Annotated in this window: 21 protein-coding genes; 11 read left to right on the top strand and 10 right to left on the bottom strand. The window is 73.4% G+C overall.

What is annotated here, in order from left to right; translation table 11 throughout:
• Positions 1-70 precede the first annotated feature (70 nt).
• Positions 71-673, top strand: a complete 603-nt coding sequence (locus tag LY05_RS00280; protein ID WP_083581163.1) for a gamma-glutamylcyclotransferase — start codon at positions 71-73, stop codon at positions 671-673.
• A gap of 81 nt (positions 674-754) precedes the next feature.
• On the opposite strand, the gene LY05_RS00275 is transcribed toward LY05_RS00280, so the two are convergent.
• The 4 genes from LY05_RS00275 to LY05_RS00260 all read right to left on the bottom strand — a co-directional run bounded on the left by LY05_RS00275 (position 755) and on the right by LY05_RS00260 (position 4,722).
• A complete protein-coding gene (locus tag LY05_RS00275) occupies positions 755-1,912 on the bottom strand; it encodes a LysM peptidoglycan-binding domain-containing protein (RefSeq protein ID WP_148921689.1) in 1,158 nt (385 codons plus the stop codon).
• A gap of 108 nt (positions 1,913-2,020) precedes the next feature.
• Positions 2,021-2,491, bottom strand: a complete 471-nt coding sequence (locus LY05_RS00270) for an NfeD family protein (protein WP_148921688.1) — start codon at positions 2,489-2,491, stop codon at positions 2,021-2,023.
• 9 nt (positions 2,492-2,500) lie between these two features.
• A complete protein-coding gene (locus LY05_RS00265; protein WP_148921687.1) occupies positions 2,501-3,457 on the bottom strand; it encodes an SPFH domain-containing protein in 957 nt (318 codons plus the stop codon).
• 77 nt (positions 3,458-3,534) lie between these two features.
• Positions 3,535-4,722, bottom strand: a complete 1,188-nt coding sequence (locus tag LY05_RS00260) for a cytochrome P450 (RefSeq protein WP_148921686.1) — start codon at positions 4,720-4,722, stop codon at positions 3,535-3,537.
• Between the two features lie 381 nt (positions 4,723-5,103).
• Here LY05_RS00260 and ykgO point away from each other — a divergent pair, with 381 nt between their 5' ends.
• Positions 5,104-5,229 (top strand): type B 50S ribosomal protein L36, encoded by a 126-nt coding sequence (ykgO, locus tag LY05_RS00255; RefSeq protein ID WP_072746485.1) that lies wholly within the window; start codon positions 5,104-5,106, stop codon positions 5,227-5,229.
• 100 nt (positions 5,230-5,329) lie between these two features.
• Entirely contained in the window at positions 5,330-5,926 is a 597-nt protein-coding gene (locus LY05_RS00250) for a TIGR04282 family arsenosugar biosynthesis glycosyltransferase (protein WP_148921685.1), read from the top strand.
• A 91-nt stretch (positions 5,927-6,017) separates the two neighbouring features.
• Here the strand turns inward: LY05_RS00250 and LY05_RS00245 are convergent, their stop codons facing one another.
• Genes LY05_RS00245 through LY05_RS00220 form a run of 6 tightly spaced genes read right to left on the bottom strand, consistent with a single transcriptional unit; the run spans position 6,018 to position 12,009 of the window.
• Positions 6,018-6,437, bottom strand: coding sequence for a Na+/H+ antiporter subunit G (locus tag LY05_RS00245; protein WP_148921684.1), 420 nt, complete (start codon positions 6,435-6,437; stop codon positions 6,018-6,020).
• Positions 6,438-6,446: 9 nt separating this feature from the next.
• On the bottom strand, positions 6,447-6,716 hold the full coding sequence (locus LY05_RS00240) for a K+/H+ antiporter subunit F (protein ID WP_072746487.1): 270 nt from the start codon (positions 6,714-6,716) through the stop codon (positions 6,447-6,449).
• The gene (locus tag LY05_RS00235; RefSeq protein WP_072746488.1) at positions 6,713-7,210 is read right to left on the bottom strand and encodes a Na+/H+ antiporter subunit E; all 498 of its coding nucleotides are present in this window, start codon (positions 7,208-7,210) and stop codon (positions 6,713-6,715) included. The genes LY05_RS00240 and LY05_RS00235 overlap by 4 nt, the downstream gene beginning before the upstream one ends.
• A gap of 2 nt (positions 7,211-7,212) precedes the next feature.
• Positions 7,213-8,766 (bottom strand): monovalent cation/H+ antiporter subunit D, encoded by a 1,554-nt coding sequence (locus LY05_RS00230; RefSeq protein WP_148921683.1) that lies wholly within the window; start codon positions 8,764-8,766, stop codon positions 7,213-7,215.
• Complete coding sequence (locus LY05_RS00225) at positions 8,763-9,140, bottom strand: Na+/H+ antiporter subunit C (protein WP_148921682.1); 378 nt, start codon at positions 9,138-9,140, stop codon at positions 8,763-8,765. The genes LY05_RS00230 and LY05_RS00225 overlap by 4 nt, the downstream gene beginning before the upstream one ends.
• 1 nt (position 9,141) lies before the next feature.
• The gene (locus LY05_RS00220; RefSeq protein ID WP_148921681.1) at positions 9,142-12,009 is read right to left on the bottom strand and encodes a monovalent cation/H+ antiporter subunit A; all 2,868 of its coding nucleotides are present in this window, start codon (positions 12,007-12,009) and stop codon (positions 9,142-9,144) included.
• 846 nt (positions 12,010-12,855) lie between these two features.
• Between LY05_RS00220 and LY05_RS00215 the strand changes: the two genes are divergently transcribed.
• The 8 genes from LY05_RS00215 (at position 12,856) to LY05_RS00180 (ending at position 24,703) form a co-directional block, all read left to right on the top strand.
• Positions 12,856-16,188 (top strand): acetyl-CoA carboxylase family protein, encoded by a 3,333-nt coding sequence (locus LY05_RS00215; RefSeq protein WP_148921680.1) that lies wholly within the window; start codon positions 12,856-12,858, stop codon positions 16,186-16,188.
• A 541-nt stretch (positions 16,189-16,729) separates the two neighbouring features.
• Positions 16,730-18,325: an ABC transporter substrate-binding protein gene (locus LY05_RS00210; RefSeq protein WP_148921679.1), complete on the top strand. Its 1,596-nt coding sequence runs from the start codon at positions 16,730-16,732 to the stop codon at positions 18,323-18,325.
• Positions 18,326-18,638: 313 nt separating this feature from the next.
• Positions 18,639-19,769: a M24 family metallopeptidase gene (locus LY05_RS00205; RefSeq protein ID WP_148921678.1), complete on the top strand. Its 1,131-nt coding sequence runs from the start codon at positions 18,639-18,641 to the stop codon at positions 19,767-19,769.
• Entirely contained in the window at positions 19,769-20,776 is a 1,008-nt protein-coding gene (locus tag LY05_RS00200; RefSeq protein WP_072746495.1) for an ABC transporter permease subunit, read from the top strand. The genes LY05_RS00205 and LY05_RS00200 overlap by 1 nt, the downstream gene beginning before the upstream one ends.
• Entirely contained in the window at positions 20,776-21,678 is a 903-nt protein-coding gene (locus LY05_RS00195; protein WP_072746496.1) for an ABC transporter permease subunit, read from the top strand. The genes LY05_RS00200 and LY05_RS00195 overlap by 1 nt, the downstream gene beginning before the upstream one ends.
• 3 nt (positions 21,679-21,681) lie before the next feature.
• Positions 21,682-22,683 carry an ABC transporter ATP-binding protein gene (locus LY05_RS00190; RefSeq protein ID WP_148921677.1) on the top strand — a complete coding sequence of 334 codons (1,002 nt, stop codon included), beginning with the start codon at positions 21,682-21,684 and terminating at the stop codon, positions 22,681-22,683.
• Positions 22,680-23,648 carry a dipeptide ABC transporter ATP-binding protein gene (locus tag LY05_RS00185; RefSeq protein ID WP_148921676.1) on the top strand — a complete coding sequence of 323 codons (969 nt, stop codon included), beginning with the start codon at positions 22,680-22,682 and terminating at the stop codon, positions 23,646-23,648. Before LY05_RS00190 ends, LY05_RS00185 begins: the two co-directional genes overlap by 4 nt.
• 104 nt (positions 23,649-23,752) lie before the next feature.
• Complete coding sequence (locus LY05_RS00180) at positions 23,753-24,703, top strand: cation diffusion facilitator family transporter (RefSeq protein WP_148921675.1); 951 nt, start codon at positions 23,753-23,755, stop codon at positions 24,701-24,703.
• The last annotated feature ends 233 nt before the right edge of the window (positions 24,704-24,936 follow it).

The raw sequence follows: 24,936 nt of genomic DNA, 5'->3' as shown, positions 1-24,936 counted from the left end.
ATATACGCCGGCACGGGCCGGCGCGCGAGGCCCGGCAGGCGCGAAACCGGCCCGAGACGCGGAGAAAGCCATGCATGACGGACAGACCGCGAACCGGCGCGCCGACGCGGCGCAGGCGGCGGGCGCCGAGGGCGATCTGTGGGTGTTCGGCTATGGCTCGCTGCTGTGGCGGCCCGGCTTCGCCTATGCCGAGCGGCGCATCGCGCGCATCCATGGCTATCGGCGCGCCTTCTGCCTGCGCTCGGTGCGCTACCGGGGCACGCCGCGGGCGCCGGGGCTGGTGCTGGCGCTGGACCGGGCGCCGGGCGCGTGGTGCGACGGCGCGGCCTTTCGCGTGCCGGCCGAGAGCGCAGCCGAGGCGCACGCCTATCTGAACCATCGCGAGATGGACGAGGACAGCTATCTCGAGACCTTTCACGAGATCGAGCTGCGCGACGGCGGCAGGGTGCGCGCGCTTTGCTACCTGATGAACCAGGCGCATCCCCACTACGCGCCGCTGCCGCTTGACGAACAGGCGCGGATCATCGCCGCCTCGGTCGGTCCGGCCGGCCCGAACGCCGAGTATCTGCACAACACCGTCGCGCATCTGCGCGAGCTTGGGCTGCGCGATCCCGAGCTCGAGCGGCTGGACGAGATGGTGCGCGCCCTGAGCGGCGCGCGCCAGGGCGCCTAGGGATCGGCTCGTCCCTGCTGCGCGCGCCAGGGCGCCTGGGGATCGGTCCGTCGCCGCGGCGCGCGCCGGGGCGTCTGGAGATCAGTTCGTCGCCGCGGCGCCCGTCGCGTGGCGCGAGACGATCCGGAACCACCCGCCATCGGACCGCAGGCGCGCAAGGCCGGCGTCGAGCGCCTCGAGCGCCCGGCGCGTGCGCGCCGTGCGCGGACCGGCGGCGCGCAGCGGAAGGGTCTGCGACAGCGGCTCGAGCTCGACCGCCCAGTTCACATAGCCCAGCCTTTCCGCCGCCTCGTTCACGCGGACGGTTTCGGCCGACACCACGTCCACCTCGCCGATGCGCAGCGCGCGCAGGCAATAGTCAAGGTCGCGCCCGCGCACCAGCGACACCTCGGGATCGGTCAGGCCCCGCGCCTCGAGATCGCCCACGGGCATGCGCGCAGGCCGGCAAAGGCGCAGCCCGCGCAGATCGGCCGGCGCCTTGGCGCGGCGGTAGTCGCTGCGCGGGCCGACGAAATAACCGACGCGGATCTCGAAGAACGGGTCCGAGAACAGCTCGGCCGCGCAGCGCGCGCGCGCGGCCGGCGGCAGCGACGCGCCCGCGGCGCAGTCGGGGGCGACCGCGGGGAAATGCAGATCCGCGCGCGCCTGCGGGCCGCGCATGGCGGCCGGGTCGTCGACGAAGACGACCTCGTAGCCGAAGGCGGGGCGGCCGACGCTCAGCGCGGCGCCGACAAGGTCGGTCAGCACGCCGCCCGCCGGCAGATCCGCGCCGCTGAGGGGCGGATTGCGGTCGAAGGTGACCAGCCGCAAGAGCGGCGCGCCGGGAACCTCGCGCCGCAGGGCCGGCGCGGGAAGGGGGTCGGCGGCAAGCGCCCCGGCAGGATCGGCGGCGGGATCGGCGGCGGGATCGGAGGCAGGAACGGAGGCGGGCGCGGCGGAGGCGCCGTCCGCCGCCTCGTCAAGCTGGACGCGCGCCGCAAGAAGATCGTCCGGGCAGGGGATGCGCAGCCTCTGCCCGATCTCGATGCGGTTCGGATCGGGGCCGATCGCCGCGCGGTTGACGAGGTGGATCAGGTCGAACAGGCGTTCGTCGCCCAGCGTCTTGCGCGCGATCACGCCCAGCGTGTCGCCGGGAACGACCACATACTCCACGCCGCACTCGCGCGCCGGCGCGCCTTCTTGCGCCATCGCGCCGCAGGCGACGCCCGCCGCCATCGCCGCGGCGGCGAAATGTTTCATGAACCGTTTCATCGCAACGCCCCCTGCCCGCCCCTGCCGGGCGGACCCCATCAACAAAAACATACGGGGCGCATATTAAGCGGAAAAATTTGCCTCAACAATCGTTCACTAATGGTTAACGGGCGCGACGATCAGCGTCATGCCCTCGGCGCGCCTGACGCGCAGCCGCGCGCCCTTGTCGATGCGCGCATCCGGCGCCGCGCGGGCCCTCCAGCGCACGCCGTCGATCTCGACCGCGCCCTCGCCCGCCTCGAAGGGCTCGACCGCCACGGCCACGCGCCCGGTCAGCCGCGCCTCGCGCCGGTTGAGCTCGGGGCGCCCGGACCGCGCCGCCCCCAGCCGCCGCGCCGCCCAGCGCCCGCCCAGCGTCAGCAGCGCCGCCGCGCCCGAGAACAGCCCGATCTGCGCCGCGCCGCTCAGATCGGGCGCATAGATCAGCGCCATGGCCGTCAGCGCCGCCGCCAGCGCCGGCCACAGCAGGAAGAACGAGCCGATCAGCATCTCGACCGCGGCAAGCCCCACGGCCAGCGCGGCCCAGCCCCAGGGCGAGGCGCCGTCGAGAAAGGCGAAAATGTCCATGACGCGCCCTCAGCCCCGGCCGCCGGCCGCGCCGCCGCCAAGCCCGGCGGCGCGCGCCAGCTCGGCCACGCCGGCGACCGAGCCGATCACCCCCGACGCCTCGAGCGGGATCATCACCGTCTTGGCGTTGGGCGCGGCGGCCACGTCGCGCAGGGCTTCGACGTATTTCTGGGCGACGAAGTAGTTCACCGCCTGCACGTCGCCCGCCGCGATGGCCTCGGAGACCATGCGCGTCGCCTCGGCCTCGGCGCGGGCCTGGCGCTCGCGCGCCTCGGCGTCGAGGAAGGCGGCGGCGCGGCGGCCTTCGGCCTCGCGGATCTGGGCCTCCTTGAAGCCCTCGGCCTTGAGAATGGCGGCCTGCTTCTCGCCCTCGGCCTGAAGAACCTCGGCGCGCTTCTCGCGCTCGGCCTTCATCTGCTTGGCCATGGCGGCGGTGATGTCCTCGGGCGGGGTCAGGTCCTTGATCTCGACCCGCGTCACCTTCACGCCCCAGGGGTTCGACGCCGCGTCGATCACCGTCAGGAGGCGCGAGTTGATGGCGTCGCGGTTCGACAGCACCTCGTCCAGATCCATGGCGCCGATCACGGTGCGGATGTTGGTCATGGTCAGGTTGTTGAGCGCGCGCTCCAGGTCGCGCACCTCGTAGGCCGCCGCGGCGGCGTCGACCACCTGGTAGAAGGCGATGGCGTCGGCCTGGATGCGGGCGTTGTCGCGGGTGATGACCTCCTGACTGTCGATGTCGAGCACGGTCTCCATCATGTTGATGCGCGCGCCCACGCGCTCGATCAGCGGGATGAGGAAGTTCAGGCCCGGCCGCAGGGTGCGGGTGTAGCGGCCGAAGCGCTCGACGGTCCATTCCTCGCCCTGGGGCACGGCCTTGACCGACAGGAAGACCAGCACCAGCGCGAAGACGAGGAAGGCCAGCGTCGCGGCCGAGATCGAGGTGGGCAGAAGCGGATCGAGCATGGGGTTTCCTTGCGGCGGATTCGGACCCTCTCACCATCGGCCGAGGCGCCGCCCCGGCGCAAGCGGCAAGGCGCCGGTCAGCCGGCCGGGCGGACGCGCAGCGCCCCGAGGGCGCGGAAGTGGTAGCGGTCCTCGAAGCGCGGCGCCTCGATCAGGCGGATGCGCGGCCAGCGCGCGAACAGCGCCGCGACCGCCGCGCGCATCTCGAGCCGCGCAAGCGGCGCGCCGACGCAGAAATGGATGCCCGCGCCCAGGCCCACATGCCCGGCCAGCCCCGGCCGCCGCGGGTCGAAGAGCTCGGGGCGCGCGAAGCGCTCCGGGTCGCGGTTGGCCGCGCCCAGCGCCAGCCCGATCACCTGCCCGCGCCGCAGCGTCGCGCCGGCATGCTCCAGATCCTCGCGCACATGGCGCGTGAACAGGTGCATGGGCGGGTCCAGCCGCAGCGCCTCGTCAGGCCCCGTCTCGGCGGCCAGCGCCGCGGGCGTCGCCGCCCCGGTCAGCGCCAGCTTCAGCGCCAGGCCGATCGCCAGCGTCGTGGCCTCGTGCCCCGCGTTCATCAGAAGGATCGAGGTGGCGATCAGCTCGTCCCGGCTCAGGCGCGAGCCGTCCTGCTCGGCGGCGATGAGCGCGTCGATCAACGCCCGCTCCGGCGCGCGGCGGCGGCGCTCGATCACCTCGGCCATGAAGGCGCCGAAGGCCTGGGCGGCGGCGTTGGCGCGCGCCCGCGCGCCGGGCGGCGGGGCGAAGCGATACATCGCCGTCATGTCGTGCGACCAGGCGCGCATCTGCGCCGCCGCCTCGGGCGGGGCGCCCAGCAGCTCGGCGATGACGCGCACGGGCAGCGGCTCGGCATAGGCGCGCATCAGATCGGCTTCCTCCGCGGGCAGCGCGTCGGCCAGCCCGGCCGCGACGGCGCGGATGCGCGGCGCGAAGCCGGCGATGGCGCGCGAGGTGAAGGCGCGGTTGACCAGCGCCCGCAGGCGGGTGTGGTCGGGGGGCTCGCGCTCGAGCAGGGACAGGCGCTCGAAGGCGTCGAAGGCGTCGGCGGGCGGCCCCTGCGGGGCCAGCTCGGGCGCCGGGGCGCGGCCCAGCCGCCGGTCGCGCAGCAGGGCCGCCACGTCGGCGTGGCGCGCGAACACCGCCATCCCATAGTCGCGCCAGAACACCGCCGGCCCCAGCGCGCGCATGCGCTCATAGGCCGGGAAGGGGTCCTGCACGAAGGCGGGGTCGCGGGGCGATTGTTCGAAGAGCGGAAGCTGGGGCATGTCGCGGCTCCTGAGCGGCGCGGGCAGTGAAGCGGCGGCCCCGGCGGCCGTCAAGCCCGCGCCGGGGCCGGTCGCCCGCGCCCGCCCGTCGCCGGACGCCGCGCCGCGCGGCGCGCCCCGCGACCGTTCCCGCTTGGGCGCCGGGCCCGCGGCGCCATGTCCCGCGGCGCGCGCTCGAGCGCGGGCGCGGCGCGCGGCGCGGGGAGAGGCGGGGCTCTTGCGTCGGGCCGATTCCTCGGCTATCACCCGCGGGCCGGAGCGTTGCGCGCCGGCGCGATCCCATTTCGCGGTCTTGCGGCGCCCACGGTCCGGGCGCGCGGGCCGAAGCTGACAGGGCGCCGGCTCCGACGGGCACGCCGCGCCTTCGCCACGGAGAGAAAGATGAAGGTCAAGAACTCGCTTCGCTCCCTGAAGGCGCGCCATCGCGACTGCCGCGTCGTGCGCCGCAAGGGCCGCGTCTACGTCATCAACAAGACCCAGCGCCGCTTCAAGGCCCGCCAGGGCTGAGCGCGCCGCGCCGTCGATGGCGCTCGACGCCCCCGCCGGCCGCAAGGCCTGCGGGGGTTTCGCGTTGCCCGGACGCGCCTTCGCCGACCCTCCCCGCGCCATGCGCCGCCCCCGGGTGATCCTGTTCGTCAAGGAGCCGCGCCCCGGCCGCGTCAAGACCCGCCTTGCGCGCGATGTGGGCGCGACCGCGGCCGCGCGCTGGTTCCGCGCGCAGGCGCTGCGCACGGCGCGCGAGCTGGCGCGCGATCCGCGCTGGGAGACGATCCTTGCCGTCTCGCCCGACGCCGAGGGGCTGACCAGCCGCGTCTGGCCCGCGCATCTGCGCCGCATGCCCCAGGGGCGCGGCGATCTGGGCGCGCGCATGGCCCGCGCGCTGCGCGACGCGCCCGCCGGACCGGCGCTGATCGTGGGCGGCGACGTGCCCGGCGCGAATCGCGCGCGAATCGCCCGGGCCTTCGCCCTGCTGCGCGGCGCGGACGCGGTGTTCGGCCCGGCCGAGGATGGCGGCTTCTGGCTGGTCGGCCTGGCGCGCGGCGCCGCGCCGCCCCCGCCCGGCCTGTTCCAGGGGGTGCGCTGGTCAAGCCCCCATGCGCTGAGCGATTCGCTGCGCGCCTTCGCCGGGCGCCGCGTGGCCTTCGCCGAAACGCTGCGCGACGTGGACCACGCCGCGGACCTCGACGCGCTGCGCACGCGCTGACCGGCGGGCGAGCCAGAGCGGGGCTCGAGCGAGATCAGCGCGGGGCCAGAGCGCGGCCGGAGCGGGGTCGGCGCGCCGGCCGGGGTCCGGGTCAGTTCCCGCCGCCGGGCTGCGCGCCTTCGGCCTTTTCGCCGGGGTCGCCGTCGGGGGAGCCGTCCTCGGGCCGCTCGAGCGTCGCCCACCCCCGATCGACCTGCGGCGCGGGCAGATCGCGCGCGCTCAGGCGGCGGTGGATATGCGCCTTGGCGATGAAATGCGCCGTGACGGGCGCGGTCAGGAACAGGAACATGGTGATGAGCAGCTCGTGCACCGAGAACCGCCCGAGCGCGAACCACGAATGCAGCATCGAGGCGATCAGCACCCCGCCCACGCCCAGCGTGGTGGCCTTGGTCGGCGCATGCAGGCGCATGACCAGGTTCGGCAGCTTGATCAGGCCGTAAGAGCCGACCAGGCCGAACACGCCGCCCACCGCAAGGCTCGCCGCGATCAGGATTTCAGCCGCCTGCGACATGCCCGCCCCTCATTCGATGATGTTGCCGCGCAGGATGAAGCGCGCATAGGCCACGGTCGAGACGAAGCCGAGCATGGCGATGATCATGGCCGCCTCGAAGAACACCGCCGTTCCGGCCCAGATCCCGTGCAGGATCAGCAGGGCGATGGCGTTGATGACCATGGTGTCGAGCGCAAGGATGCGGTCCTCGACCGTGCGGCCGGCGGCCACGACCCACATGTTCATCAGCATCGCGGCGCCGAAGCAGGCGAAGGCGAAGTCCAGGGCCAGCGCGATCATTCGAAAATCTCCATCAGTCTGCGCTCGTAGCGCTGCTTGATCTCGTCGCGCACGGCGTCGGGATCGGGCGCATGCAGGCAATGCACCAGAAGCGCGCGCCCCTCGGAGGAGACGTCGCACGACACGGTGCCCGGCGTCATGGTGATGGTGCCCGCCAGCGCGGTGATCGCCTCGGGGTGGCGCAGATCCAGCGGCACCGCGATCCAGGCCGGGCGCAGATCGGCGTTGCGCCGGAACAGCACCAGCCGCGCCACGGCGATGTTGGCCATGACGATGTCCCAAAGCACCACCGCCGCATACTCGGCCACCCGCAGCGGGCTGCGCAGCCGCGGCCGGTCGGGCCAGTAGGCGCGCGTGAAGATCGGAATGGCCACGCCCAGCATCGCCCCCAGAACCAGCGAGTTGATCGTGAAGGTGTTGGCCATCGCCACCCACACCGCCGTCAGCAGCAGCGAAAGCGTCGGGTGCGGAAACAGCGCGCGGATCAGACGCATGCTCAGGGCCTCCTCAGAACGGCGTCGGCATAGGCGCCGGCGTCGAACAGCTGCGCCACGGCCGCGTCGGCATAGCGCATGGCCGGCCCCGCAAGGACCGTCAGCGCCGCCAGCGCCGCCAGCAGAGCGAAGGCGGCGACGAAGGTCAACGCCGCCGAGGGCTGCGCCGGCGCGGCGGGGCCGGGCCCGGCGGCGGCGTCGTCCTCGTCCTGCTCGCGGTTCTCGGCGCGGCCCTCGCCCTCGGCCGGACGCCAGAACACGTCGCTGCCGGCGCGGGCAAGCCCCATCAGCGTGATCAGCGACGCGACCAGGATCACGCCCCAGATCCACGCCACGCGCTCATGGCCGCGCGCGGCGTCCATGATCATCAGCTTGCCCAGAAAGCCCGACAGCGGCGGCAGCCCCGCCAGCGCCACCGCGCCAAGGAAGAACACCGCCGCCACCAGCGCATGATGGGCCATGCGCGGCCCGGGCGCGATGGCGTCGCCGCGCCGCTCGGTCACCATGTCGGCGGCCAGGAACATGACCGCCGCCGCCAGCGTCGAATGCGGCATGTAGTAGAGCGCCGCCGCCGCCGATTGCGGCGTGAACAGCGCCGCCGCGATCAGCAGCGTGCCGACCGAGGCGATGGTGCCGAAGGCCGCAAGGCGCGCCATGCCGCGCGCGCCCAGCACGCCGGCCGCGCCGATCAGCGCCGTGGCCAGCGCGGCGGGCAGCAGCCACGCCTCGGACAGCCCGGCCAGCGCCGGGGCGCTTTCGGGAAAGGCCGTCGCGCGCATGCGCAAGATGGCGTAGACGCCGACCTTGGTCAGGATCGCGAACATGGCCGCCGAGGGGCCCGGCGCGGCCGCATACGCCCCCGGCAGCCAGAAATGCACCGGCAGCGCCGCGGCCTTGACCGCGAAGACCAGGATCAGCAGCGCCGCGCCCGCCCGCGCCAGCGCCGCGTGCTCGGCCGGCAGCTGGGCGATGCGCACGCCCAGATCGGCCATGTTGAGCGTGCCCGTCGCCGCGTAGAGCGCGCCCATCGCGAACAGGAACAGCGTCGAGCCCAGAAGGTTGTAGGCCACATACTGGAACCCCGCGCGCAGCCGCTCGGCGCCGCCGGCATGGATCATCAGACCGTAAGAGGCGATCAGCAGGATCTCGAAGAACACGAACAGGTTGAAGGCGTCGGCGGTCAGGAAGGCGCCGCACACGCCCATGGCCTGGAACTGCAGCAGCGCGTGGAAATGGCGCCCGCGCGCATCCCAGCCCGCCCCGACCGCATACAGCGTGACCGCCAGCAGCAGCAGCGCCGTCAGCGCCACCATCATCGCCGACAGCCGGTCGAGCGCCAGCGCGATGCCGAAAGGCGCGGGCCAGTCGCCCAGCTCGTAGACATGCACCTGCCCGTCCGAGGCGCGCGCGACCAGCAGCGCCGCGATCGCGGTCAGCGCGACCGAACCGGCGATCGAGAAGATGCGCTGCAGCTCCAGATGGTGGCGCATGGTCATCAGGATGAAGGCCGCCAGCGCCGCGGGCAGGACGATGGGCAGAACCGGCAGATGGCTCATCGCGCGTCCTCCTGCGCCGCGGGCGCCTCGACGCCGTCATCCGCCGCGCCGCCCGCCGGCGCGTCCACCCGGTCGTCGCGCGAGGTCAGGTGGTCGCTCAGCGCGATCATCACGATGACCGCCGTCATGCCGAACGAGATCACGATCGCCGTCAGCACCAGCGCCTGCGGGATGGGGTCGGTGTAGCCCGCGGCGCCCTCGTGCAGCAGCGGCGGCCTGTTCACCGCCAGCCGGCCGCTGGCGAACAGGAACAGGTTCACCGCATAGGACAGAAGCGACAGCCCGATGATGACCGGAAAGCTGCGCCGGCGCAGGATCAGATAGATGCCGCAGGCGGTCAGCAGCCCGACGGCCGAGGCGAAAAGCAGCTCCATCTCAGCGTCCCTCCTCGCGCTGCGCGGCCTCGTCGCGCGTGGGATCGATGTCCATCGGATGCGCGCTGGCGATGTTGGGCCGCCACGCGTAGCGCGCAAGGCTTTCGAGCGCCAGCAGCACCGCGCCCAGCACGGTCAGGAACACGCCCAGATCGAACAGCGCCGCGGTGGCCAGCTCGAACTTCTCCAGCCCCGGCAGCTTCACATAGCCGAAATCGCTGGTCAGGAAGGGCTTGCCGTTGAACCAGGCGCCCATGCCCGTGGCCGCCGCCACCAGCACGCCCAGCCCGATGAAGGCATGGTAGGGATAGCGCTGGCGCGCCGCCGCCCAGGAAAAGCCGCTGGCCATGTATTGCATCACGAAGGCGACCGAGACGATCAGCCCGGCGATGAAGCCGCCCCCCGGCGCGTTGTGCCCGCGCAGGAAGATGTAGACCGCCACCGTCAGCGCGATGGGCATGAGCACGCGCGTGGCCACGACCATCATCATCGGATGCGCGTCGCCCGCCTGCGGCTCGGCCGGCCGGCGGTTGAGCAGACGCGCCCGCACCGGCCCGGCCATGATGGTTTCGGTCAGCGCATAGATCAGCACCGCCGCGATGCCCAGAACGGTGATCTCGCCGAAGGTGTCGAAGCCGCGGAAATCGACGAGGATCACGTTCACCACGTTCTCGCCGCCGCCCCCGGTCTTGGAGTTGGCCAGGTGGAACTCCGAGATCGGCGCGAAGGCGAAGTCCCCGACCAGGATCGCGTAGATCGCCGCCCCCACGCCCAGGCCCGCGGCGGCCGCCGCCGCGAGGTCGCGCGCGCGCCGCGCCGCCGAGCTTTCGCGCGGCGTCTCGCGCGGCATGAAGTTCAGCGCCAGCAGCAGCAGGATGATGCTGACCACCTCGACCGAGATCTGCGTCAACGCCAGGTCGGGGGCCGAGAAGTAGCTGAAGGTCAGCGAGACCATCAGCCCCGTCACCCCGATCAGCACCAGCGCCAGCAGGCGATGCCGGTGCAGCGCCGTCAGCGTCAGCGTCGCCGTGACCAGGCAGACCCAGCCGATGAGCGGGATCGGCGGCGTCGGACCGAGCGCGGCGGGGAACGCGCCCAGGGGCGCCGCTCCGCCCGCGGTCCACGCCCATGCGCCCAGGCCCGCGGCGAACACGGAGAAGATGGCGGCGCTGCGGCCGAAATCGCCGTCATGCAGCGCGTCGGTCAGGCGGCGCGCGGCGGCCGTCGCGGCGCCGACCAGCGCATCGAACGCCCGCTTGGCCGCCGGCGGCGCGACAACCGCCCAGACGCGCGCCAAGGGCCCGTGCAGCGCCAGCGCCGCCGCCCCGCCCGCCAGCGCCGCGGCCGAGATCATCAGCGCCTCGTTCACGCCGTGCCAGAGCTTGAGCTTGATCTCGGGCGCCGCCCCGGCCGTGACCGCGCCCGCCGCCGCGCGCACCAGCTCGCCGGCCATGGATTGCGGGAACAGGCCGATCAGCACCGTCAGCGAGGCCAGGATCGCCGGCGGCAGCCAGAACCAGACGACCGGATCGTGCGGCGGCTCGGCATGGGCCAGCCGCGGCTTGCCCAGGAACACATGCGCCACGAAGCGGAACGAGTAGGCCGCCGAGAACAGCGCCGCCAGCCCCGCCAGGACCGGCAGCGCCAGCTCCGAGCCCAGCCAGGCGGTGTGCGCGGCCTCGTGCAGCATCATCTCTTTCGACAGGAAGCCGTTGAGCGGCGGAACCCCCGCCATGGACAGCGCCGCCACGGCGCCGATCAGGAAGGTGACGGGCATGAAGGCCGCCAGCCCGCCCAGGCGGCGGATGTCGCGCGTGCCGGTCTCGTGATCGACGATGCCGGCGGTCATGAACAGCGCGGCCTTGAAGGTGGCGTGATTGATGATGTGGAACACCGCCGCCACGGCGCCCGCCGGCGTGCCCAGCCCGAGCAGGAATGTCACCAGTCCCAGATGGCTGACCGTCGAATAGGCCAGCAGCCCCTTGAGATCATCCTTGAACAGCGCCGTGACCGCGCCGAGGACCATGGTGATCAGGCCCACGCTCGCCGCCAGAAGGAACCAGGCGTCGGTCCCCGCCAGGGCGGGCCACAGCCGCGCCATCAGGAACAGCCCCGCCTTGACCATGGTCGCCGAGTGCAGATAGGCCGACACCGGCGTCGGCGCGGCCATGGCGTGCGGCAGCCAGAAGTGGAAGGGGAACTGCGCCGACTTGGCGAAGCACCCCGCCAGGATCAGGATCAGCGCCGGCAGATACAGCTCCGAGGCCTGCACCGCCTCGCGCCGGGCGATGATGTCGCTCAGCTCCATCGACCCGGCCGCCTGCCCCAGCAGCAGCGCCCCGGCGATCATCGCCAGCCCGCCCGCGCCGGTCACGGTCAGCGCCATGCGCGCGCCCTGCCGGCCCTCGGGAAGATGGTTCCAGTAGCCGATCAGCAGGAACGAGCTGAGCGAGGTCAGCTCCCAGAAGATCAGCAGCATCAGGATGTTGTCCGACAGCACGATGCCCAGCATCGCGCCCTGGAACAGCAGCAGGAGCGCGTAGAACTTGCCCATCGGGTCGCGCCGGGTCAGGTAGAAGCGCGCATAGAGGATGATGAGCAGGCCGATCCCGAGGATCAGCAGCGCGAACAGCAGCCCCAGCCCGTCGAGCATCAGATTCGCGTTGAGCCCCAGCGACGGAACCCAGGGCGCGCGCGCCATGGGAACCTCGCCGCGCATGACCGCGGGCGCGTGGGTCAGGACGCCGATCAGCGCCAGCGCCGTCGCGCCCGCCGCCGTTCCCGCCGCCGCGTTGCGGCTGGCGCGCACCAGAAGGGCCGGCAGGACCGCCCCGAGAAAGGGCAATGCCGCGATCAGGAAAAGGGACACCGTTCTTTCTCCGTCTTGGCGCAACTCGCTCGCGCTCTTGCCTAAGGCTTTTTGCGCCGCTGTCCAGCCCCCAGAGCGCCGCGCCGCCGCTCCGGCGGGCCCGACGGCCCCGTTTCGGACCGGACGCGCCCGCGCCGCGCGCCATCGCGCGGGCCAAACCGCGCGCAATGACGAAGGTCGGCCCGCAACCTGCGCGCACCGCCGGCCGGGCCCCGCAAGGCCCGCGCGGCCCGGCGCGCGCTGGCGGAGAGCGGCGCGCACCGACCGCGCCAGAGCTCGCCCGCCCGCCGCAGCGCCGCGCGGCGCCGGCCCCCTCCCCCGCAGGCGCGCGCCCGCGCCCCCCTTCCGCCCCGCTTGCTCGCCACAGCTTCGCGCCACCTCCCCGCGCGCCCGGGCCGCCCCGTGCGACGCCCCCAGCCGCGCCGCCCCAGCCACGCCCCCGCCCGGCCGCGCCGCTCCTTCCGCCGCGCTTGCTCGCCACAGCTTCGCGCCCGCGCCCCGCGCGCCCGGGCCGCCCCGTGCGACGCCCCCTGCCGCGCCTCGGCCGCCGCGCCGCACCGTCGCCGCGCCGCGCGCAATCGCGCCGCTTGTCGCGCGCTCACCCAAGGCGGAGCCGCCCCTCCGCGCGCGCCCCCCCTTCGGCGCGTTCGGCCCCGGCCAGACCCATGCCCCGCGCCAGATCGCCGGTCGGATCCCCGACCCGATCGCCGATCCCGTCCGCGGCCCGATCGAGGCCCGGCCTTCGGCGCGCCCGCTCGGGGCGTTGACGTGCGCGCGCGGCGATGGTCAGTTTCCCTGATCATCAACCCGCGGCGGCCCGCGCGCCGCCCCGCAAGGAGGCCGCGCATGGCGCCAGCCCGCATCCTCATCGCCAACCGCGGCGAGATCGCCGCCCGCCTCGTCCGCGCCGCCGCCGAAACCGGCGCGCAGGCCGTCGCCGTCTTCGCCGCCGATGAGGAGGGCGGGCCATGGACCCGCGGCGCCGACGCCGCCGCCCCGCTGCCCGGCCAGGGCCCGCGCGCCTACATGGACCCCGACGCGCTGATCGCCGCGGCGCGCGCGCATGGCTGCGACGCGCTGCACCCGGGCTACGGGTTCCTGTCCGAAAGCGCCGACTTCGCCCGCCGCGTGACCGAAGCCGGGCTGACCTTCGTCGGCCCGCGCCCCGAGACCCTGGCCCTTCTGGGCGACAAGCTCTCGGCCCGGCGCCTGGCGCGCGCGCTTGGCGTGCCGACGCCGCCGGGGCTCGAGGGGCCCTGCTCGCTGGACGAGGCGCAGGCCTTCCTCGCCGCCCAGCCTCCCGGCGCGGGGGTGATGATCAAGGCCGCGGCCGGCGGCGGCGGGCGCGGCATGCGCCCCGCGCGCACGCCCGCCGAGCTGGCCGAGGCCTGGCCCCGCTGCGTCGCCGAGGCCGAGGGCGCCTTCGGCGACGGCGCGCTGTTCGTCGAGCGCCTCGTCGCGCGCCCGCGCCATGTCGAGCTGCAGGTGCTGGGCGACGGAACCGGCGCCGTCGCGCATCTGCACGAGCGCGAATGCACCCTGCAGCGCGACCGCCAGAAGGTGATCGAGATCGCCCCCAGCCCCTCCCTGACCGCGGACGAGCGCGCGCAGCTGGCCGACTGGTCGCTGCGCATGGCGCGCGAGTGCCGCTACCTGTCGCTGGGCACCTTCGAATTCCTTCTGGATCTGGACGCGCCCGAGGGCGCGCGGCTGTTCTTCATCGAGGTCAACCCCCGCATCCAGGTCGAGCACCCCGTGACCGAAGAGGTCCTGGGCCTTGATCTGGCGCAGCTGCAGATCCGCATCGCCGGCGGCGCGACGCTGGAGTCGCTGGGCCTGACGCAAGACGCCATCCCCGCCCCGCGCGGCCTCGCGATCGAGGCGCGCATCTGCGCCGAGCGCATGACCGCCGCCGGCGGCGCCGGCCCGGCCTCCGGCCTGCTGCGCGCGGTCGAGCCGCCCTCGGGTCCGGGCGTGCGCATCGACGGCTTCGCGCGCGCCGGCTGGCGCGTGTCGGGGCGCTACGACACGCTGCTGGCCAAGGCGATCATCCGCTGGCCCGGCGCCGCGGCCGATCTGCCCGCGGCGCTGACGCGGCTCGACCGCGCGCTGGCCGATTTCCGCATCGAGGGGGTCGAGACCAATCTCGACTGGCTGCGCGCGCTGGTCCGGCACGAGCGGGTGCGCGCCTGGGACGTGGACACGCGCTTCATCGAGACCCACGGCGCCGCGCTGGCCGAGGCCGCCGCGCGCCTTGCGGCCGAACGCGCGAGCGACGAGGCCCCGCCCGGCGCGAATGAGGCCGAACCCGCCCCCGGCGCCGCGCCGCCCGCCGAGCTTCCCGAGGGGGCCGAGCTCTTCGCCGCGCCCATGTCCGGCGCAGTGGTCGAGCTGGCGCCCGTGGGCGCGCGCCTGCCCGCCGGCGCGCAGCTGGCGGTGCTCGAGGCGCTGAAGATGGAGCATGTCATACCCGCCCCGCACGCCTGCGTCGTCGTCGCGGCGCTGAGCGCGCCGGGCGCGGCGGCGGCCGAGGGCGCGCCCCTTCTGGCGCTGCGCCGGGTCGAGGGCGGCGACGACGCCGAGCCCGCGGCCGAGGACGACGCCCCGCCCCCGGACCCCGACCGCATCCGCCCCGAGCTGGCCGAGCTGCGCCGGCGCCTGGCCGCGGGGCAGGACGCCAACCGCCCGCGCGCCGTCGCCCGCCGCCGCGCCCGCGGCGCCCGCACCGCGCGCGAGAACCTGGCCGATCTGTGCGATCCGGGCAGCTTCGTGGAATACGGCGCGCTGGCGCTGGCGGCGCAGCGGGCGCGGCGCTCGCTGGAGGATCTGATCGAGAACACCACCGGCGACGGCATCATCACCGGAATCGGCGCGGTCAACGGCGCGCTGTTCGGCCCCGAGCGCGCGCGCTGCGCCTTCGCCATCTCGGACGACACGGTGCTGGCGGGCACGCAGGGCCAGCGCAACCACCAGAAGATGGACCGGCTCTTCGCCCTGGCGGACGAGCGCAGCCTGCCGGTCATCCTTCTGGCCGAGGGCGGCGGCGGGCGCCCCGGCGACACCGAGCACCTGACCGTCGCGGGGCTGGACGGCCCCACCTTCGCGCGCTTCGCCGCGCTGTCGGGCAAGGTTCCGCTGGTCGGCGTGGCCTCGGGGCGGTGCTTTGCGGGCAATGCGGCGCTGCTGGGCTGCTGCGACGTGGTCATCGCCGACCGCGGCGCGACGATCGGCATGGCCGGCCCGGCCATGATCGAGGGCGGCGGGCTGGGCAGCTTCCGCCCCGAACAGGTCGGCCCGGCCCCCGAGCTGGCGCGCGCGGGGGTGGTCGATCTGCTGGTCGCGGACGAAGCCGAGGCCTGCGCGGCGGCCAAGCGCTACCTGTCCTGGTTCCAGGGCGCGCTGCCTCCCGGCCCCGTCGCCGATCAGCGCGCCCTGCGCGAGGTCGTGCCCGAGAACCGCCGCCGCGCCTATCGCGTGCGCGACGCCATCCGCCTTCTGGCCGACGAGGGCGCCGTGATGGAGCTGCGCGCCGATTACGCGCCCGGCATGGTCACCGCGCTGGTGCGCGTCGACGGGCGGCCCTTCGGGCTCATCGCCAACGATCCGATGCATCTGGGCGGCGCCATCGACGCCCCCGCCGCCGACAAGGCCAGCCGCTTCATGCGCCTGTGCGACGCCTTCGGCCTGCCGCTGATCTCGCTGGTGGACACGCCCGGCTTCATGGTCGGCCCCGAGGCCGAGCGCCAGGGTCTGGTGCGCCGCGCCTGCCGCATGTTCGTCGCCGGGGCGGCCATGCGCGCGCCCATCCACGCCATCGTCCTGCGCAAGGGCTACGGGCTGGGCGCCATGGCCATGACCGGCGGCGGCTTTCGCGAAAGCGTGCTGACCGCGTCCTGGCCCACGGGCGAGTTCGGCGGCATGGGGCTCGAGGGCGCGGTGCGGCTGGGCTTTCGCCGCGAGCTCGAGGCCGAGACCGACCCCGAGCGCCGCGCCGCGCTGTTCGAGTCCCTGCTCGAGCGGCATCGCGAGATCGGCAAGGCGGTGTCGCTGGCCTCTTGCGTCGAGATCGACGCCGTCATCGACCCCGCCGAGACGCGCGAATGGATTCTGCGCGCCGACGCGGCCATGCCCCCGCGCGCCCCGCGCCGCCCGCCGCCGCCGGGCATCGACCCCTGGTGAGGGGCGCGCGGGCGCCCTTCGCCGCCCCGCCCCCACGCGCCGCCGCGCCCCGCGCCGGGGGCATGGCCCAGGCCGCGCACGCCGCGGTCGGCGGGGGACGATTCTTCCGCCCGCCGGCTTTTTCCGCCCGACGGCGCCGCGAGCCGGCCGCCGCGGGCCGCGCCCCGGGCCAGCCCCGGCGGACGACGCGCCCCGGCACGGGCGGTGCGCCGCCGCACGCCGGCGCAAGGCATCGCGCGCCGCCGCGCCATGACCGCCCGCCCGCCGGGATCCGCCGGCCCGGGGCGCGGGCCGTCCCGCCCCCCGCCGACCGCCGCCCGAAACCGCCGCCCAACGCCCCCCGGCGCGCGCCCGCCCCGGGGCGCCGGACGCCACGTCGCCGCCCGCCCGGAACCCGCCGCGGGGCGTTTCGCCTTGACAGTGGCGCGCCGCCCTTCATAGCTGGACCCCATCCGGGACGGGCCGAAACGCGCCGGAAAGCGGCGCGGCGGCCCCTCCGGGCCCCGAAAACGGGGCGGAATCCAACAGGGAGACCATCTTGATGTCACTCAAATCCACCCTGCTCGCCGGCGCCGCCGCGCTTGTGCTGGGCGCCTCGGCCGCCAGCGCCGGGGGCAACCTGATCTACTGCTCCGAGGGCTCGCCCGAGGGCTTCGACCCCGCGCTGTTCACCTCGGGCACGACCTTCGACGCCTCGTCCCAGCCGATCTACAGCCGGCTGATGGAGTTCGAGACCGGCACGACCAACGTCATCCCGGGCCTGGCGGAAAGCGTCGACGTCTCGGATGACGGCCTCGAATACACCTTCCACCTGCGCAAGGGCGTGAAGTTCCACGCCAACGACGAATTCACCCCGACGCGCGAGTTCAACGCCGACGACGTCATCTTCACCTTCGATCGGCAGATGAACCCCGAGAACCCCTACCACAAGGTCTCGGGCGGCACCTGGGAGTATTTCTCGGGCATGGGCATGGCCGACCTGATCAAGGACATCGTCCGCGTCGACGATCACACGGTCAAGTTCGTGCTCAACCGCCCCGAGGCGCCCTTCGTCGCCAACCTGGCGATGGACTTCGCCTCGATCATGTCCAAGGAATACGCCGACGCCATGCTGGCCGCCGGCACGCCGGAAAAGCTGAACACCAAGCCCATCGGCACCGGCCCGTTCCAGTTCGTCGCCTACCAGAAGGACGCGGTCATCCGCTACAAGGCCAACCCGGACTACTGGCGCGGCAAGGCCGACATCGACAACCTGATCTTCGCCATCACCCCCGACGCCTCGGTGCGCTATCAGAAGCTCAAGGCCGGCGAGTGCCACGTCATGCCCTATCCGAACCCGGCGGACGTGGCCGCGATGAAGGCCGACCCCGGCGTGGTCGTGCTTGAGCAGGAGGGTCTGAACGTCGGCTACCTGGCCTACAACACCCTTCAGAAGCCCTTCGACAACCCGAAGGTGCGCAAGGCGCTGAACATGGCCATCGACAAGCAGGCCATCATCGACGTCGTCTTCCAGGGCTCGGGCCAGATCGCCAAGAACCCGATCCCGCCGACCATGTGGTCCTACAACGACGAGGTGCAGGACGATCCCTACGATCCCGAGGCCGCGCGCAAGATGCTCGAGGAAGCGGGCGTCAAGGATCTGAGCATGAAGGTCTGGGCCATGCCCGTGCAGCGCCCCTACAACCCGAATGCGCGCCGCATGGCCGAGCTGATCCAGGCCGACCTGGCCAAGATCGGCGTCAAGGTCGAGATCGTCTCGTATGAGTGGGGCGAGTATCTGTCGCGCTCGAAGGATCTGGACCGCGACGGCGCGGTGCTGCTGGGCTGGACCGGCGACAACGGCGACCCGGACAACTTCCTGGGCGTGCTGCTGGGCTGCGACGGCGTCGGCGCCTCGAACCGCGCGCAGTGGTGCCACAAGCCCTTCGACGACCTGATCAAGAAGGCCCGGACCCTGACCGACAAGGCCGAGCGCACGCGCCTCTACAAGGAGGCCCAGGTCATCTTCAAGGAGCAGGCGCCCTGGGCGACCATCGCCCACTCGGTGGTCTACATGCCCATCCGCCCCGAGGTGAAGGGCTACAAGGTCCACCCGCTGGGCAGCCACATCTTCTACGGCGTGAGCCTCGAGAACTGAACGACCAAGCGGGGCCGCCCACCGGGCGGCCCCGCCGCTTCGCGCCCGCGACGCGCCCAGCGCCGCAGACGGCGCAAACCGAACCCGCGCCGCAGCCCGCGCGGACAACTCCCGCGCCAAACGGCGCAGGCCGAGCCCCGCGTCGCAGACGACGCAAACCGAACCCGCGCCGCAAACGGCGCCAACCGATCCCCGCGCCGTAGACGGCGCAAACCAAACCCGCGCCGCAGACGGCGCAAACCGAACACCGCGCCGCAGGCCGCGCGACGGCGCCCGCAGCGCAAGACGACGCGAAACGCCAGGAAAAGCCGCCATGAACGCCCCCGCCCGCAGCTCCGAAGCCGCCCTTGCCGAGCGCCTTGCGCGCCATGCCGACGTCGCGCGCGCGCTCGACGCCGACGCGGTCGCGCTCGTGCCCGGGCCGAACTTCACCCGCGCCTTCGGCCACGCCTTCATGAGCCACGAGCGCCCCTTCCTCGCCGTCATCCCCGCCAAGGGACGCCCGGCGGCCATCGTGCCCGCGCTGGAGCTGCAAAGCTGGGAGCTGACGGGCTTTGCCGGCGACGTCTTCGCCTGGACCGACCAGCAGGGCTACATGGACGCCTTCCGCGCCCTGGCCGAACGCCTGCCCATGCGCCGCCTGGCGGTCGAGGGTCAGGTGATGCGGGTCTTCGTGCATCACGCCCTGAAGGCGGCGGCGCCCGCGCTCGAGATCATCGACGCCGAGCGCGAGATCTCGGCCCTGCGCATCGTCAAGACCGCCGACGAGCTGGCCGCCCTGCAGGCCGCCATCGACGTCTCGGAGCGCGCGCTGGCCCGCACGCTCGAGACCGTGCGCGCGGGCATGACCGAGGCCGAGGTCGAGCGCGCCCTGATCCGCGCCCTGTTCGACGAAGGCGCCGACGGGCTGGCCTTCGCGCCCATCGTCGCCGCGGCCGACAATTCCGCCCGCCCCCACGCCAAGGCCCGGCCCGATCATGCGCTGCGGCCGGGCGACGCGCTGCTGTTCGACTTCGGCGCGACGAAGGACGGCATGTGCGCCGACATCACCCGCACCGTCTTCGTCGGCCACGCCTCGGACGAGGCGCGGGCGGTGTATGAGACCGTGCTCGAAGCCAACCGCCGCGGCATCGCCGCCGGCGGCCCCGGCGCCACGCCCCACCAGGTCGACGACGCGGCGACCACGGTGCTCGAAGCCTCGCCCTTCGCCGAGCGCATCCGCCACAAGACCGGCCACGGCCTGGGGCGCGAGGTGCACGAGGCCCCGTGGATCATGCGCGGCGTGCACGAGCCGATGGCGCCGGGCACGGTTTACACGGTCGAGCCGGGGCTGTATGCACCCGGCGCGTTCGGCGTCCGCATCGAGGACGACGTGCTGATCGAAGCGGACGGCGCCAGGGCGCTGACGCGCTTTCCCAAGGAACTCATGATCGTGGGCCGCTGATGCTCGGATTCGTCCTGTCCCGCCTGCTGACCTTCATCCCGACCTTTCTGGGGGTGACGCTGATCTCGTTCAGCTTCATCCGCGCGCTGCCGGGCGATCCGATCATCGTCATGGCGGGCGAGCGCGGCCTGACCGACGAACGCTATCAGGAGCTGGTGCGCCAATACGGCTTCGACAAGCCCGTGTTCCAGCAATATCTGGACTATCTGTGGGGCGTGCTACACGGCGATCTGGGCCAGTCCTTCGTGACCAAGCGCCCGGTGTGGGACGAGTTCTTCTCGCTGTTTCCCGCCACGCTCGAACTGTCGATCTGCGCGATGATCTTCGCCGTGGCGCTGGGCCTGCCGGCGGGCGTGATCGCCGCGGTCAACCGCGGCAAGCTGCCCGACCGGGCGCTGATGTCGGCGGCGCTGGTGGGCTATTCGATGCCGATCTTCTGGTGGGCGCTTCTGCTGATCATCCTGTTCTCGGGCATGCTGGGCTGGACGCCGGTGTCGGGGCGCATCAGCCTGCTTTACTATTTCGAGCCGGTGACGGGCTTCATGCTGATCGACAGCCTGCTGTCGGGGCAGAAGGGCGCCTTCGCCTCGGCCGCGTCGCACCTGGCGCTGCCGACGGTGGTGCTGGGCACCATCCCGCTGGCGGTGATCGCGCGCCAGACGCGCTCGGCCATGCTCGAGGTGCTGGGCGAGGACTACATCCGCACCGCCCGCGCCAAGGGCCTGTCGCCCGCCCGCGTCAACGGCGTGCACGCGCTGCGCAACGCGCTGATCCCGGTGGTGACGGTGATCGGGCTGATGGTCGGCACGCTGCTGGCCGGCGCCATCCTGACCGAGACGATCTTCAGCTGGCCGGGCATCGGCAAGTGGATGGTCGATTCCATCTTCCGGCGCGATTACCCCGTGGTGCAGGGCGGCCTTCTGCTGATCGCGACCATGGTGATGATCGTGAACCTGACCGTGGACGTGCTCTACGGCTTCATCAACCCCAAGATCCGGAGGCGCTGATGACCGAGACCGCCCCCGCCCCGCTCGCGGCCCCCGCGCGGCCCAGCGCGCTGCGCGAGTTCTTCCACTATTTCGCCGAGAACCGCGGCGCGGTGTTCGGCATGTGGATCTTCGCCGGCTTCGTCTTCGTCGCCGCCTTCGCGCCCTGGATCGCGCCCTACGGCCCGGCCGAGCAGTTCCGCGACCATGCGCTGACGCCCCCCGCCTGGGTCGAGGGCGGCAGCTGGGCCTTCCCGCTGGGCACCGATCCGCTGGGGCGCGACATGCTCAGCCGCCTTCTGCACGGCGCGCGCTATTCCTTCTTCGTCGGCGTGGTGGTGGTCACCGTCTCGGCCGCGGGGGGCGTGCTGATCGGGCTGATCTCGGCCTTTTCGCCCAAATGGCTGGACGCGGCGATCATGCGCGTGATGGACATCATCCTGGCCTTTCCCTCGCTGCTGCTGGCGCTGGTGCTGGTGGCCATCCTGGGGCCGTCGCTGACCAACGCCATGATCGCCATCGCCCTGGTGGCGCAGCCGCATTACGTGCGCCTGACGCGCGCCTCGGCGCTGGGCGAGCTGCAGAAGGATTACGTCACCGCCGCGCGGGTGGTCGGCGCGCGGCTGCCGCGGCTGATGTTCGTCACCGTGCTGCCCAACTGCCTGGCGCCGATCATCGTGCAGGCGGCGCTGTCCTTCTCGACCGCGATCCTCGACGCGGCGGCGCTGGGCTTTCTGGGCATGGGCGCGCAGCCGCCGACCCCCGAATGGGGCACGATGCTGGCCGAGGCGCGCGAGTTCATCCTGCGCGCGTGGTGGGTGGTCACCTTTCCGGGCCTGGCGATCCTGATCACGGTTCTGTCCATCAACCTGATGGGCGACGGCCTGCGCGACGCGCTGGACCCGAAGCTGAAGCGGAGCTGAGCGATGAGTCTTCTCGACATCCGCAACCTGACCGTCGAGTTCGCCACCGCCGCCGGCCCCTTCCGCGCGGTCGAGGGCGTGGACGTGACGCTCGAAAAGGGCGAGGTTCTGGCCATCGTCGGCGAAAGCGGCTCGGGCAAGTCGGTCTCGATGCTGGCGATCATGGGCCTGCTGCCCTGGACGGCGACGGTCACCGCCGACCGCATGGCCTTCGAGGGGCGCGACCTGCGCGAGCTCTCGCCCGCGCAGCGGCGCAAGATCATCGGCAAGGACATGGCGATGATCTTCCAGGAGCCGATGTCCTCGCTCAACCCGTGCTTCACCGTCGGCTTCCAGATCAAGGAGGCGCTGCGCCAGCACACCGACCTTGACCGCAAGGCGCGCCACGCCCGCGCCGTCGAGCTGTTCGAGCAGGTCGGCATTCCCGCGCCCGAGCGGCGGCTCAAGGCCTATCCGCACCAGATGTCGGGCGGGATGAACCAGCGCGTGATGATCGCCATGGCGATCGCCTGCAATCCCAAGCTGCTGATCGCCGACGAGCCGACCACCGCGCTCGACGTCACCATCCAGGCCCAGATCCTGGACCTGCTGCTGGACCTGCGCCGGCGCAACGGCATGGCGCTGGCGCTGATCACCCACGACATGGGCGTGGTCGCCGAGACGGCCGAGCGCGTGTCCGTGCACTATGCCGGCCAGAAGGTCGAGGAGCAGCCCGTCGAGGGGCTGTTCGCCCGTCCCTTCCACCCCTATACCGGCGCGCTTCTGGCCGCACTGCCCGAGCGCGCGACCTCGCGCCGGCTGCCGACCATTCCCGGCGTCGTGCCCGGCCAGTTCGACCGGCCGGCGGGCTGCCTGTTCGCCCCGCGCTGCCGCCACGCCAGCGACATCTGCCGCGCCCGACGCCCCGAGCCGCTGGGCCCCGAGATGGGCCGCGCGCGCTGCCACACGCCGCTGACCGCGGATGGAAACGGCGTCATGCAGCCTCAACGGATGGTGACGACATGAGCGAACCGATCGTGGTCGCGCGCGACCTGGAACGCCGCTACGAAATCCGCCAGGGCCTGCTGCGCCCGCCGGCCGAGCTGCGCGCGCTGTCGGGCGTCAGCTTCGCGCTCAGCCCCGGCCGCACGCTGGCCGTGGTGGGCGAGTCGGGCTGCGGCAAGTCCACGCTGGCGCGCCTGGTGACGATGATCGAGCCCCCCAGCGCCGGCGAGCTGCGCATCCGCGGCCAGGCGGCGACGCCCGACCGCTGGCGCGCGCTGCGCGACATCGTGCAGATCGTGTTCCAGGACCCCTACGGCTCGCTCAACCCGCGCCAGCGCGTGGGCACGATCCTGCAGGAGCCGCTCAAGATCAACCGCCCGCGGATGAGCGCGGCCGAGCGCGAGGCGCTGGCGCGCGAGAAGCTGGCGCTGGTCGGCCTGCGCCCCGAGCATTACGACCGCTTCCCGCACATGTTCTCGGGCGGGCAGCGCCAGCGCATCTCGATCGCGCGGGCGCTGATGCTGGACCCGGCGGTGCTGGTGCTGGACGAGCCGATCTCGGCGCTGGACGTGTCGATCCAGAGCCAGATCCTGAACCTGCTCATCGACCTGCAGGAGCGGCTGGGCCTGGCCTATCTGTTCATCTCGCACGATCTGTCGGTGGTGCGCCATTTCGCCGACGACGTGATGGTGATGTATCTGGGCCGCGCGGTCGAGACGGGCCCCGCGCGCGAGGTGTTCGCCGCCCCGCGCCACCCCTACACCAAGGCGCTGATCTCGGCCACGCCGCGCGCGCAGCCCAACTCGGGGCGCAAGCGCATCAAGCTGACGGGCGAGCTGCCCTCGCCGCTCGACGTCATCCCCGGCTGCCCCTTCGCGCCGCGCTGCTGGCGCGCCGATGACGAGTGCCGCGCGACGCGCCCGCCGCTCAAGGGCGAGGGCCGCGCCTTCGCCTGCCACCATCCCGAAGAGGGCGCGGTCGAGTAGCCCCGCCCTTGCCGCGCGGCGGGCCCGGGGCTAGCCTGAGCGCGCCCGCCTCGCGCCGCCGGCCGGGCGCGGGCGAGTCCGACGCGAAGGCTGCCGAGGCGACGATGCCCCACGACCACGACGCCGGTTCCGCTCATGCATCAGGCCATGGCCATGGCTTCGGCCACGCCCACGGCCCGGTCGAGCTGAGCGCGCGCGACCTCACCCCCGCCTTCCGCTGGGCGGTGGGGCTGAACGCCGCCTATGTGCTGATCGAGGCCGCGGCCGGCCTGCTGATCGGCAGCCTGGCGCTGCTGGCCGACGCGGCGCACAACCTGACCGACGTGGCCGGCCTGCTGGCGGCCTGGGCGGCGGCCGAGCTGGCGCGGCGCGCGCCCACCGCCCGCTACACCTACGGGCTTGGGCGCGCGACGGTGCTGGCGGCGCTGCTCAACGCCATCGCGATCATGGTCGGCGTCGGCGCCGTCTCGTGGGAGGCGGTCCGCCGCCTTGGCGACCCGATCGACACGCCCCCCGCCGCCATCGCGATCGTCGCGCTTCTCGGCATCGGGGTGAATTTCGGCACGGCGCTGCTGTTCCGGCGCGACAGCCGCTCGGACCTGAACGCGCGCGGCGCCTATCTGCACATGCTGGCCGACGGCGCGGTCTCGCTGGCGGTGACGCTGGCGGCGCTGGGGATGATGGCGACCGGGTGGCGCTGGCTCGATCCGGCGGCCGCGCTGGGGGTCGGCGCGGTCATCGCCTTCTCGGCCTTCGACCTGCTGCGCGCGTCGCTGCGGCTGTCGCTCGACGGCGTGCCCGAGGGGGTGGACGCGCAGGAGGTGCGCGCATGGCTGGCCGCGCAGCCGGGCGTGCGCGGGCTGCACGATCTGCACATCTGGGCGCTGAGCGCGACGCGCACGGCGTTGACGGCGCATCTGGTCATGGCCCGCCCGCCCGCGCCCGGTTTCCTGACCCGCATCGCCGAAGAGCTGCGCCGCCGCCATGGCATCGACCACGTGACCATCCAGATCGAGGACGAGAACGAGCCCTGCGCGAGCGCCCGCTGCGCCTGAACGCGCCGCAAGGTGGGCCGGATGCGGGACCGGGCGCAGGACCAGTCGGAACGACGCCGGCGCCCCGCGCGCACGACGCGCGCCGACCTGCGCCCGCCGAACGGCGCCCGCGACACGGCGTCGGGCCCGGATCGCGCCGCCGAGCGGCGAACTTGCGGCGCGCGCCTGCGGGCAGGGCAAGCGCGCGGCGCGGCGATCGCGCGCCCCGCCGCGCGGCGGCGCGGCGGTCTTCA

The organism is Oceanicella actignis (assembly GCF_008124525.1).
In the GTDB taxonomy this organism is placed as follows: Bacteria; Pseudomonadota; Alphaproteobacteria; order Rhodobacterales; family Rhodobacteraceae; genus Oceanicella; species Oceanicella actignis.
This window is presented reverse-complemented; position numbering and strand designations above follow the sequence as displayed.